Source organism: Gordonia sp. NPDC003585, from assembly GCF_040610755.1.
In the GTDB taxonomy this organism is placed as follows: Bacteria; Actinomycetota; Actinomycetes; order Mycobacteriales; family Mycobacteriaceae; genus Gordonia.
The window spans coordinates 95,245-107,204 of record NZ_JBEXMX010000002.1; the positions used below are offsets into that span (position 1 = coordinate 95,245).

The window sequence follows — 11,960 nt, forward strand, 5'->3', positions numbered from 1 at the left end:
TCGTGGCGAATGTCAGCCTAGTGGTTTGCGGTGGCGAACCGTCGGAGCATCGCCGTGACACCCCTGTCACCGGACGTGAAACCCTCATCGCGCCCGCGGATGGGCGGTCGCGTAGACCTCGCGCATGGTGTTCACCGTGACCAGCGTGTACACCTGCGTCGTGGTGACCGACGCGTGGCCCAGGAGTTCTTGCACGACGCGAACATCTGCCCCGCCGTCGAGCAGATGGGTGGCAAAACTGTGCCGCAGCGTGTGCGGCGACACCGCCTTGTCGAGCCCCGCGCGCTCCGCCGCGGTCACCAGGACCTGCCAGGCGCTCTGTCGCGACAGCCGTCCGCCGCGGGCGTTGAGGAACACCGCGGGTTCCGATCGCGAGACCAGCGCCGGCCGACCACGCACCAGGTAGGCGTCGATGGCCTCCGCCGCCGGCCCACCGACCGGCACCACCCGCTCCTTGCCGCCCTTGCCGCGCAGCAACACGGCGCGAGCGTTCACGTCGAGGTCGTCGACGTCGAGCGCGATGGCCTCGGAGATCCGTGCCCCGCAGCTGTAGAGCAGCTCCAACAACGCGCGGTCGCGAAGTGCGCGCGGATGATCACCACCGGTCGATTCGAGGATCGCCAGCACCTCGTCGACGGGCAGCGACTTGGGCAGGCGGCGGGCCGCGCGCGGCGGCCGCACCGCGTGCGCGACATCGGTCCCGACCGCGCCCTCGTCCGCTGCGAATTTGTGAAACCGCCTGGTGGCCACCAGCGTTCGTGCGATCGAGCTGTCTGCGAGCGGCGCGGCGCCGGTGGTCGGATCACCGCGCCGCAGTTCGACGAGAAACTGCCGGACGTCCTCTTCGGTGACGCTCGGGAGGTCGGCGATGTCGCGGGTGGCCAGATAGTTCTGGTAACGCTCGAGGTCACGCCGATACGATGACACCGTATTGCGGGCGGCACCGCGTTCGACGGTGAGGTGATCGAGGTAGCGCTGCGCGAGACCCGAGATGGGCCCCGGCGGAAACGGATCGGTGATCACGACCGCCGCCGTCGACGCAGGCCCGTCGGTTCATCCGTCCAGGGCGCATCCACGGTGCGCAATGGGGTGCTGGACGCGTCGGCTGCCGCCACGGCGAGGATCCCCGCGACACTGGTCGCGTTCACGATCTCACCCGACAGAACGTTCGCGACCGCGTCCGAGAGCGGCACCCACTCCACCGACATGTCGGCTTCCTCGTCGCTGCGTTGCGCGGCGTCGAGATGCTCGAGGTCCTCGGCCAGATACAGGCGCAGCGCCTCGTCGGTGAATCCGGGCGACAACGCGAGGTCGACCAGGACGTGCCACGTCCGCGCGGCGAGATCGACCTCTTCGGCAAGTTCGCGCTGCGCGGCGACGAGCGCCGACTCCCCCTCCCCCTGGTCCAGCAGTCCGGCAGGCAACTCGAGCAGGCGACGGCCGATCGGATGCCGATACTGCCGCACCATCGCGATCCGACCATGCTCGTCGCGAGCCACGACCGCCACCGCGCCGAAGTGTTCGACGACCTCGCGCTCGGCAACCCGGCCACCGGGCATCGTGACGTCGTCGACGCGCAGCGCCAGAATCGCACCGTCATAGATCAGGCGCGAGCGCTGCACCTCGAAGTCGTGGTTCCCGGGCCCGGCAGCTGACGTCAAGCGCCCAGACCCTCCCCAGCGGCGACGTCGGCGTCGGCGGGATCCTCGGCGGGCTGGTCGTAGTTTCCGATGTCGACCGGAAGCCGTTCCGCCGCTTTGTACTTGAGCGCAGCTGCGATGAAGGACTTGAACAGCGGATGGGGTCGGGTCGGTCGGCTCTTCAACTCGGGATGCGCCTGCGTGGCAACCAGGAAGGGATGCACCGACTTGGGGTACTCGACGAATTCCACCAAATGGCCGTCGGGCGACGTCCCGGAGAACACGAGGCCAGAACCGGCGATCTTCTCGCGGTAGGCGTTGTTGACCTCGTAGCGGTGCCGGTGCCGCTCGGACACCTCGCGGGTGCCGTAGCTCTCGGCGACCACGGAACCCGGTTTGAGGCTCGCCGGGTAAGCGCCGAGGCGCATCGTGCCACCGAGGTCGGCGTCACCGGCAACGGCGTCCTCCTGGTCGGCCATCGTGGAGATCACCGGATGCGGGGTGTCGGGGTCGAATTCGGTCGAACTCGCCTCGTCCAGTCCAACCGACCGTGCCGCCTCGATGACGACGCACTGCAATCCGAGACACAGTCCGAGAAGCGGAATGCCCCGGCGACGCGCATAGGCGATCGCGCCGACCTTGCCCTCGATGCCGCGGATGCCGAAGCCGCCGGGGATGAGCACCGCGTCGACGTCGCCGAGAGCGGCCTGCGCCCCCGCCGGCGTCTCGCAGTCATCCGACGGCACCCAGCGGATCTCGGTACGTGCCCGCCACGCGAAGCCACCGGCGCGGATCGCCTCGGTCACCGAGAGGTAGGCGTCGGGGAGGTCGACGTACTTGCCGACGAGTGCGACGGTCACGCTTTCCCGCGGATCGTGCACCCGCTGCAGCAGGTCGCCCCATTCGGTCCAGTCGACATCGCGGAAGGGCAGCCCCAACTTGCGCACCACGTAGGCGTCGAGATGCTCGTTGTGCAGGACCTTCGGGATGTCGTAGATCGACGGTGCGTCGGGCGTCGAGATCACGCCCTCGAGGTCGACGTCGCACATCAGCGCGATCTTCTTCTTCAGTCCCTCGGGCACGTCGCGGTCACAGCGCAGGACCAGGGCGTCGGGCTGGATACCGACGTTGCGCAGAGCGGCCACCGAATGCTGTGTCGGTTTGGTCTTCAACTCGCCCGACGGCGCCAGGTACGGCACCAGCGAGACGTGCAGGAAGAAGACGTTGTCGCGTCCGACGTCGTGCCGGATCTGTCGCGCGGCCTCGATGAACGGCAGCGATTCGATGTCGCCGACAGTGCCACCGATCTCGGTGATGACCACGTCGGGGGTCTCACCGTCGTCGCCCGGGGCGCGCATCGCCAGCACGCGGGATTTGAGTTCGTCGGTGATGTGCGGGATCACCTGCACCGTCTCACCGAGATACTCGCCGCGCCGCTCCTTGGCGATGACCGCCGAATACACCTGTCCGGTGGTGACATTCGCCGACTGCGACAGGTTCCGGTCGAGGAATCGCTCGTAGTGCCCGACGTCGAGGTCGGTCTCTGCGCCATCCTCGGTCACGAACACCTCCCCGTGCTGGAAGGGGTTCATCGTGCCCGGATCGACGTTCAGATAGGGGTCGAGCTTCTGCATCGTCACCCGCAGACCGCGCGCGGTGAGAAGCTGGCCCAGGCTCGACGCCGTCAGGCCCTTCCCCAGGGACGACGCGACGCCGCCCGTGACGAAGATGTGTTTGGTGTCATGCACATGGCGAAGTGGTCGCAAACGCGTATCTCCCGTCGGCCGAATCAAGCACGGAAAGCCTGATTACCTACGGGACTCCAGGGTAACACCACTACGCCGATCGTCCGTCCGCCACTCCGCAGGGCGTTCAAGACTCTCGTCCTACGCACCCGCCGGATCGAGGTAGTTCGCGCTCAGTCGCCGGGTTTGCCGTCGGCTCCCACGGTGATGGCGATCGCACCCCGGCCGGTTCCGTAAGCACCGGTGTGGCCGTCGGCATCGGCGGCCAGGGCGAGAATCGCGGTGATCCGGCCGGTCTGCTGATCCACGTTGTCGACCGTCGACATCGCGTTGCCCAGCGCCGGATCCGACCGGACGACGGCGACCGGCGAACCGCCGAGCGCCGATCCCGATCGTCCGACGAGGATCCCACCCTGCCCACGAGACGTCATCGCAGCGCCGAACCGCGCAACCACCGAACCCTGCGCGCCCGAGTCGCGACCGAACTCGTCACCGGTGACGAGCACCACGAGATCTGCCTGCGACACCGCATTGTCCGTGTAGTCGATGAAGCCGCCGTCGCGCAGCGCCTGCAGACCCATCGCACGGTCCGCTGCCCGCGCCGGTGTCGTGCCGGGTCGAACGAGGACAAGCGAGCCGACGAGGTCGCCGGCACGGCCACCGGAGTCGGTCAGTTCGGGCCGCAGCATGGCCCCGGGCGGGATCGTCTGGTCGACGATGGTCCGCAGTTGCTCCGCGTGCTGATCGGCGAGGAACTGATCGGTGAGGGCGATCTGGCCGGCGAACCTGCCGCCCGCCCCGGAGATGGACTCCTTGACCGCGGCAACGTCGGCGTCGGCGGCATTCGGCGCCGTGACCACCACAACCGATTGTCCGCGAAGCGAATTCGCGATCAGTCGCGGGGCGACCGCCTGGTCGAAGCTGTTGGCGGCGTTGAGTTGCCCGTTGAGGTCGTCACGCTGGTTCTCCAGATCCCCGATGCGGTCTCTGCTGGTTCCGGTGACCGAGTTCATCCGGTCGCCGACGAAACCCGAACCGAGGAAAAGTCCCAGCGCCAGCGCCAGAAAGACGGCGACCAGTGAGATGGCGTGCTGTCGAAGCGAGATCATCGACTACCTGTTCCAGACTCCCCGAGCCCATTCGACCAGCTCATTCCATTGCGCCACAATCCAATCGGTGACCTCTGGACCTGCGCTCGACAGCATCACCGCGGCGATCACGGCCACCAGTGCCGCCAGCACCACACAGGCGATGGCCGCACCCGAGACGCGGCTACGGTACAGCGTGGCAACGGCTTTCGCGTCGACCAACTTGGGTCCGACCTTCAGTCGCGTGAGGAAGGTCGACGGATTGCTCTCACGTCGGGAGCGGTCGAAGAAGTCGTCGAGGGTCCCGGCGTACCCGACCGTGACGATCAGATCGGCGCCGTGGTAGTCGGCCAGCAGCAGTGCCAGGTCACCCGCGGAGCCGGCCGCGGGGAAAGTCGTCGCCCCGATTCCGAGATCCTGGATGCGTTCCAGACCGGGCGCATGGCCATCTGTATCGGCAGGCAGCACGATCTGTGCACCAGACTTGAGTGTCTGGGTCTTCATCTCGTCCGGGTCGCCGACCACGAGAGCCGGGCGATAGCCGGCCTTCATCAGGGTCTCTGCGCCGACACCCACGCCGATCATGATCGGCGAGTACTCCTTGACGAACGGCTTCAGCGCGCGCAGATCTGCCACGCGCTCCGGGCCCTCGGCAACGATCACCACGTGCTTGCCGGCGAGGTCGACGTCGATGTCGGGCACCCCGACACCGTCGATCAGCAGCGGCGATTCACTGCGGATGAACTCGATGGTGTTGCCGGAGAACGCCTCCAGGTGGTCCACCAGCCCGGACTTCGCGCCGATCATCATGTCGGCGATCTCACGCTCGTCGAGCTCGGCGCCACGCGCCAGGCGCCGGTCACCGAGGAAGAGGCGGTCGTCGTGGACGCGCACCTTGGCGCCGTCCTTGACTCGTTTGAAGACTTCTGGTCCCACGTCATCGAGCAAAACGACACCCGACGCGACCAGAACCTCGGGTCCCAGGTTCGGATACCGCCCGGTGATCGACTGTGACGCGTTGACCACGGCGAGCACGTTGGCCTGCACGAGGGCATCGGCGGTCAGCCGATCGAGATCGACCTCGTCGAGGATGACGATGTCTCCCGGCCCCACCCGATCGAGGAGCCTCTTGGTGTTCTTGTCGACCCTGGCGATCCCGGTGACGCCAGGCAGTTCTTCGGTGTTTCGAGCGAGCAGTGCAGGCATCTTCATGACGGACATGATTGACGTTCGCACCCGTGTCACAGTGGAGGCGCGCCGTAACAATGACAACTTTTGTCACACGAGTAACAGGAGTTGCACGGCCCGGTCAGCTCGAAGAGCGCTCGTTCTCCGCCGTTTGCAGCAGCTCTTCAGCATGGGCACGCCCGGTGTCGGACTCTCCGAGACCGGCGAGCATTCGAGCCAATTCGGCCACTCGATCGTCCCGGTCGAGTGTGCGGACGGTGCTCTTGTGCGCGCCGCGCCCGCTGCTCTTGCCGATCACGAGATGGTTGTCGGCGAAAGCCGCGACCTGCGGCAGATGCGTCACCACGATCACCTGATGCGCGCGCGCCAACGCTGCCAGCCGCTTGCCGATCTCAACCGCCGCGCGTCCGCCGACACCGGCGTCGACCTCGTCGAACACCATCACCGAACCGGACGTGGGCGCGGCCAACACGACCTCGAGCGCGAGCATGACGCGCGAGAGTTCGCCTCCCGATGCCGATTTGGCGATCGGCAACGGTGTGGCGCCCTTGTGTGCGACAAGCGCGAACTCGACGCGATCCGCGCCGTCGGAACCTGCATGCACTCGAGTTCCCGCCACGTCGATTCCGAGGCGGTCGTCGGCGGCGGCGGGGTCGAGGCTCACCGCGACGTCGAGTGCCGCGTCGCCCATGGCGAGGCCACGCAGTTCGGTCGACACCTTGGTCGCCATCGACGACGCCGACTTCGCGCGCACCCCATGCAGTTTCTCGGCCGCCACCTCGACGTCCGCGCGGGCGGCCGCCGCGGCCGATTCGAGTTCGTCGATGGAGCTACGCGGATCCTCGATCTCGGCCAGTCGGGCCTCGGCCTGCGTGCGCCAGGCGATGACACCGTCGATGTCGGGCGCGTACTTGCGCACCAGCACCTTCAGTTCGGCCTGGCGGTTGAGGAGTTTGTCGAGTTCGTCGGCGTCGGCGGGCAGATCGGATGTGAACGCGGTCAGCTCGGCGCCGACGTCGGTGGCCACGGTCAGCGCCTCGTTGACCCTTGCCACGAGTCCACGCAGGGTCTCGTCGGTCGCGTCCTGCAGGATGTCGCGCACGCGCCCGAGGCTCTCCACGACCGAGGTCCCGTCACCGGCCACGAGGTCGTGCGAGGTGACCGCTGCCGCACGGATCGACTCGAGGTCGGTGAGTCGCCGGATGGTGGCGGTGAGCTCGTCGTCCTCCCCCGGCATCGGATCGACCGCGGCGATCTCGTCGATCCCGAAACGCAGACGGTCGGCCTCCTGGGCGATCTCGCGGTAGTTCGCGCGCCGCGCATCGAGCTCGTCGAGAAGTGCCACCCACGCCGAACGCGCGGTCCGGTAGGCGGTGAGCGCCTTGTCGGCCCGTGCTCCGGCGAATCCGTCGAGAGCCGCCCGCTGGTGCTCCGGGCGCAGCAGTCGCAGCTGATCGTTCTGGCCGTGGATCGCCAGCACGGCATTGGTGAGCCGGCCCATCGTCCCGACCGGAACGGAGCGGCCGCCCAGATGCGCCCGCGACCGCCCGTCGGAGCCTACGGTCCGCACCGCAATCACCGTGTCGTCGTCGTCGAGTTCGGCGCCCGTCGCCTCCAGGATCTCGTCGACCCGTGGATCATGTTGTACGCCTTGCCGGCTTGCGAGGCGGAAGCGGCCTTCGACGACCGCTTTCGGACTCCCGCTGCGTACACGGTTCGCGTCGGCGCGCGCACCCGACAGGAGATGAAGACTCGTGACGATCATCGTCTTGCCCGCACCGGTCTCACCGGTGAGCACGGTGAAACCCGGATGGAACCGCGCAGATGCCTCTTCGATGACACCGAGGCCCGAGATGGACAGTTCTTCGAGCACCGTTATGTCTGCCTCCCCCGCCAGCCGGTCACCGGCAGCGCGAATTTCGTGACCAGACGATCGGCGAACGGATCGGAATCGATGCGCACCCACAGCACCGATCGATCACTGCGCACGACCTCGACGCGCGCGCCGGCCGGGACCTCCAGCAGTCGCCGTCCGTCGCACAGCGCGATCGCCGACCGGCCGTCCTTGTCGATCTCGACCGCGACTCTCGACCGCGGGCTCGTCACCATCGGTCGCGCGAACAGCGCATGCGCGTTGCTCGGCACCACGAGAATCGCCTCGAGGTCGGGCCACATCACCGGTCCACCGGCCGAGAACGCGTATGCCGTGGAACCGGTCGGCGTCGACACGAGGACGCCGTCGGCACCGAACGCGGACACCGGGCGGCCGTCGACCTCGGTGATGAGTTCGAGAACGCCGCTGTTGGTGCGGTTGAGGATGGCCACCTCGTTGAGCGCCCAGCTCCGCGACGGTGATTCGGGCGCGGCCGGGTCGGTGACGACCACATCGAGCGTCATTCTCGGCTCCACGCGATAGTCGCCCGAAATGAGTTGGGCCATCACGGCATCCACCCGGTTTGCCTCTGCTTCGGCGAGGAACCCGATACGGCCGAGATTGATTCCCAGCACCGGGACGTTGGCCGGGTACGCCAATTCTGCCGCTCGGAGGAACGTACCGTCTCCACCCAGGACGATGACGACCTCGCAGCCCTCGGCCGAGGCCGCATCTGCGGTCGTGACATCGACGGCAGCGCCGATCTGACGGAGATGCTCCGGGTCCACCGGGTGGTTCTCGGCCAGCGGCGTCTTGCCCGGCAGGTGGTCCGGCGGGTCGGCATACGAGTGGGCGCGCGCGCCCTCCTTGGTGTCGTGATCGACCACGCGTAGTCGGACGCCGGCTCCGGCGCAATGTCGGGCGATGGCATCGACCGTGGTCGTGACGATCTCCCGACCGGTGTGGGCGACCACCAGGAACTCGCGGCCGCCGGCTTGCTCGGGCGAGCGCAGCGACGGGGCCGTTGGTTCGGCCACCGACTCGTCGGCCACTCTGGGTCCCCCTTCGTTCGGTTGCGCTGCAGGCTCGGCGGTCAGGCCGGACCGTCGGCGACGGCCCGTTCGATCATTGATCGCAGATCGACCCTATCGCCCTCGTCCGACGCTCCGCCCGGCCGGTGATGCAGCCACAGGAAGTACTCCACATTCCCCGACGGGCCGGGCAACGGACTGGCGACGACGCCCCGGGTGACGAGCTGCAGGTCGGCAGCCTGACGCGCGACGTTGAGCACGGCTTCGGCACGCAACGCGGGGTCACGCACGACGCCGCCCGAACCCACCCGGTCCTTGCCCACCTCGAACTGCGGCTTGACCATCGGTACCAGGTCTGCGCCCGGGATTGCACACCGCGCGAGGGCGGGCAGAACCAGGCCGAGCGAAATGAAGGAGAGGTCGGCGACCACCACGTCGACCGGCCCGCCGATGTCGTCGGGCTCGAGATGACGGACGTTGGTCCGGTCGTGCACGTGCACCCGGTCGTCGTTCTGCAGACGCCAGATCAGTTGGCCGTAGCCGACATCGACGGCGACGATCTCGGCGGCACCTCGTCGGAGCAGAACGTCGGTGAATCCTCCGGTGGAGGCGCCCGCGTCGAGACAACGCCGACCGGTTACGCGCAGGCCGCCGGGCTCGAATGCATCGAGCGCGCCGATCAATTTGTGCGCACCTCGCGACGCCCAGTCCTCACCAGGTTCTTCGATCAGCAACACCGGGGTATCGCGGGTGACGTTGGTGGCGGGCTTGCTGGCTACCACTCCGCCAACCTTGACCACGCCGGATTCCACGAGCTGGCGAGCGTGGTCGCGTGACCGCGCCAGTCCGCGGCGGACCAGTTCGGCGTCGAGTCGTGCTCGGGTGGCCATCGTTGGGTCCGCGTCAGCGACGATCGACCGCGTCGAGCGCCGCCGTCAGCGACTCATGCGCTTGTTCCAGCAATGCGGTCAGCCGTTCGAGAGCGGCCGGGTCGAAGGAATCTCCCGCGGATTCGCGGATGGTGTCGACCTGCTCGAGCAGCACGGAGATCTCGGAGTGCACCGCCTGCGTCGCGGCGTCGGTGTCCACCTCGGACAACTCGGCCATCGACCCGGGGTTCGCCTCATACTGCCGACGCGGCATGGCGGCCGGACTCGGGAATTCGCTCATCGTCGTCAACGCTAGCGCAGCGGGACGCCGAGCACCGCTAGGCGATCCTGCGTCGCGGCGTCACCGGCCACCACCGACAACGCGTCGCCCGAGGCGGTCCCGTCGTCAATCGCCGCCCAGGCTGCTCCGACGAGCGCAGGCACGAGCGACGCAACCGATGCCTCGTCGTCGGAAATTCCCCCGTCGCTGCGCTCGCCCCGGGAAACTCCCCCGTCGCTGCGCTCGCCAGGGGAAACCGGCGTCACCACGATGCGGGAACCCTCGACCGCCACATCCCAGCCGGGCTGCGGCCCGACTCGTACCGCCTCGAGGTCCTCGAACAAACCGGCAAGGTCGGCCAGGACGTAGGTGGGCCGCTGTTCCGGTGGTGCGACCAGCAGGTCCGAGACCGTACTGACCCCGGTCAGGACGAGCGCGCTGTGCAGGCCGACCGCGTGGGCGCCCTCGATGTCGGTGTCGAGCCGATCGCCCACGACAAGCGGTTTGCGTGACCGCGAGCGGGCGATCGCATCGGCCATGAGCGGGGCAGCCGGTTTGCCCGCGACCAATGGCTCAGTGTCCGTCGCATGTTTGAGCGCGGCAACCATGGACCCGTTGCCCACCAGCAGGCCGCGCTCCGACGGCAATGTCGCGTCGACGTTGGTGGCGATCCACAACGCACCCGCCCGGATCGCCAGCGCCGCCTCCGAGAGCTGCGCCCACCCGGTATCCGGCGAATGTCCCTGAATCACCGCGGCCGGCCGATCGTCGGCGCTCCGAGTGACCCCGATCCCGACCTCGCGAACCTCTTGCGCCAGTCCGTCGGTCCCGATGACGAGGGCCCGGGAGCCAGGCTGCAGGTGTTCGGAGAGGAGTCGCGCCGCGGACTGGGCGCTCGTCACCACCAGTTCGGGTGTTGCTTCAAATCCGAGGTCGGTCAGGTGAGCGGCCACCTCGGGCGGGCGTCGACTGGCATTGTTGGTCACGAAGAAGCGTGGGACCTGGGTACGGGCAAGGGACTCAACGGCATTCGGCAATGCCTGGTGCCCCGCGAACACCGTACCGTCCAGGTCCAGGAGCAGTGCGTCGTAGGCGTCGAGAAGCGTGTGCGACCTCGATGGACTCACAGTCGCCGATGTCTCCACACTGCGCTCCGTCGGCTCCGCATCGTCGTCCGCAGGCTGCGTCGACGCCACCGCGACTTCGACGCCATCGGTTGCGGTGGTCACCTCCGCGGATTCCTCGGGTACGGAGTCTTCGGGGACCTCCGGCTCGTCGGGGCCCTCGGCCAACTCGGTGAGTCGGAACTCCGCGTCGGTCGCATCGTCCACGTCGGCCGCCGACGCGTTCATGAACCATGTGATCGCGTCGTCGGTGCGGCCGGCTGCGGCCAACGCCGACGCATAGGCATAGAACAGACGCGCCGGCCCGGTACCGGTCTGACCGGGACGGAGATCCTCGGCCTGCAGGGTGACCAGTGCCTTCTCCGGTTCACCGAGGTCGATGCGTGCGCCGGCCTCGACGATCCGCATCTCGGTCGCCGCGTCCCCGGTCAAGGCTCGACCTTCGTCGCCACGGGCAATATCGATGGCTCGCTCCGGCCGGCCCAAACCGCGCTCGGCGTCGGCAATGAGTGGCAGAAGCGCCGAGTTGCCGGTGATCCGCCGCGCGGCCCGCAGCTCGGTGATGGCCTCTTGCCACTCACCGGCGCTGTATGCGGCAATACCGACGGTCTCGCGAACCACACCGACGCGCGACGCCCGGCCACGGGCTGCGCGAGCGTGCTCCAGGGCGAGCAGCGGGTCCTCGTCCAAGAGTTGGGTGACCATGACGAGATGTCGTGCGACGGTATCGGCGTTCGTCTTGTCAAGGGTCAGTAGGTCGCGGCGGACCTCTCCATCGAGATCTGCCGCGGTCACCTCGTCCGGAATCGACGGACCGGCCGGCCGTTCCCGATCCCGCCGTCCCCGACCACGCGGCTCCGGCCGCGAACGATCACGATCACTCATGGTTTGTCACCCTATGCCCTCTGAAGTTTGACCAATAGCACAAGACCCCGTATTCGATATGAATGTATCGAATACGGGGTCTTGATGAAGTTGTGTTCGGCGGTGTCCTACTCTCCCACACTGGTTAAGGTGCAGTACCATCGGCGCTGGAGGGCTTAGCTTCCGGGTTCGGAATGGAGCCGGGCGTTTCCCCTCCGCTATGGCCGCCGTAACATTATGAAACCCCACACAACAGGG

General features: G+C 67.7%; 10 protein-coding genes and 1 rRNA gene. All 11 read right to left on the reverse strand.

From position 1 onward, the window contains the following. Nucleotides 1-84: 84 nt before the first annotated feature. The 11 genes from xerD to rrf all read right to left on the reverse strand — a co-directional run bounded on the left by xerD (nucleotide 85) and on the right by rrf (nucleotide 11,934). Complete coding sequence (xerD, locus tag ABZW74_RS00990; RefSeq protein WP_355273001.1) at nucleotides 85-1,023, reverse strand: site-specific tyrosine recombinase XerD; 939 nt, start codon at nucleotides 1,021-1,023, stop codon at nucleotides 85-87. Continuing rightward, nucleotides 1,020-1,661, reverse strand: a complete 642-nt coding sequence (locus ABZW74_RS00995; protein WP_355273004.1) for an NUDIX hydrolase — start codon at nucleotides 1,659-1,661, stop codon at nucleotides 1,020-1,022. The genes xerD and ABZW74_RS00995 overlap by 4 nt, the downstream gene beginning before the upstream one ends. Then, on the reverse strand, nucleotides 1,658-3,406 hold the full coding sequence (locus ABZW74_RS01000; protein ID WP_355273006.1) for a CTP synthase: 1,749 nt from the start codon (nucleotides 3,404-3,406) through the stop codon (nucleotides 1,658-1,660). Before ABZW74_RS01000 ends, ABZW74_RS00995 begins: the two co-directional genes overlap by 4 nt. Before the next feature lie 152 nt (nucleotides 3,407-3,558). Further along, entirely contained in the window at nucleotides 3,559-4,494 is a 936-nt protein-coding gene (locus ABZW74_RS01005) for a copper transporter (protein ID WP_355273009.1), read from the reverse strand. Between the two features lie 3 nt (nucleotides 4,495-4,497). Then, nucleotides 4,498-5,685, reverse strand: a complete 1,188-nt coding sequence (steA, locus tag ABZW74_RS01010) for a putative cytokinetic ring protein SteA (RefSeq protein WP_240862675.1) — start codon at nucleotides 5,683-5,685, stop codon at nucleotides 4,498-4,500. Nucleotides 5,686-5,782: 97 nt separating this feature from the next. Continuing rightward, complete coding sequence (gene recN / locus ABZW74_RS01015) at nucleotides 5,783-7,534, reverse strand: DNA repair protein RecN (RefSeq protein WP_355273012.1); 1,752 nt, start codon at nucleotides 7,532-7,534, stop codon at nucleotides 5,783-5,785. 2 nt (nucleotides 7,535-7,536) lie between these two features. Next, on the reverse strand, nucleotides 7,537-8,586 hold the full coding sequence (locus ABZW74_RS01020) for an NAD kinase (protein ID WP_355273015.1): 1,050 nt from the start codon (nucleotides 8,584-8,586) through the stop codon (nucleotides 7,537-7,539). A gap of 41 nt (nucleotides 8,587-8,627) precedes the next feature. Further along, entirely contained in the window at nucleotides 8,628-9,455 is an 828-nt protein-coding gene (locus ABZW74_RS01025) for a TlyA family RNA methyltransferase (protein ID WP_355273018.1), read from the reverse strand. Between the two features lie 13 nt (nucleotides 9,456-9,468). Then, complete coding sequence (locus ABZW74_RS01030; RefSeq protein ID WP_240862683.1) at nucleotides 9,469-9,735, reverse strand: hypothetical protein; 267 nt, start codon at nucleotides 9,733-9,735, stop codon at nucleotides 9,469-9,471. A gap of 11 nt (nucleotides 9,736-9,746) precedes the next feature. Then, complete coding sequence (locus ABZW74_RS01035) at nucleotides 9,747-11,723, reverse strand: HAD-IIA family hydrolase (protein ID WP_355273022.1); 1,977 nt, start codon at nucleotides 11,721-11,723, stop codon at nucleotides 9,747-9,749. Between the two features lie 94 nt (nucleotides 11,724-11,817). Then, nucleotides 11,818-11,934, reverse strand: a 5S ribosomal RNA gene (gene rrf, locus ABZW74_RS01040). Between the last annotated feature and the right edge of the window lie 26 nt (nucleotides 11,935-11,960).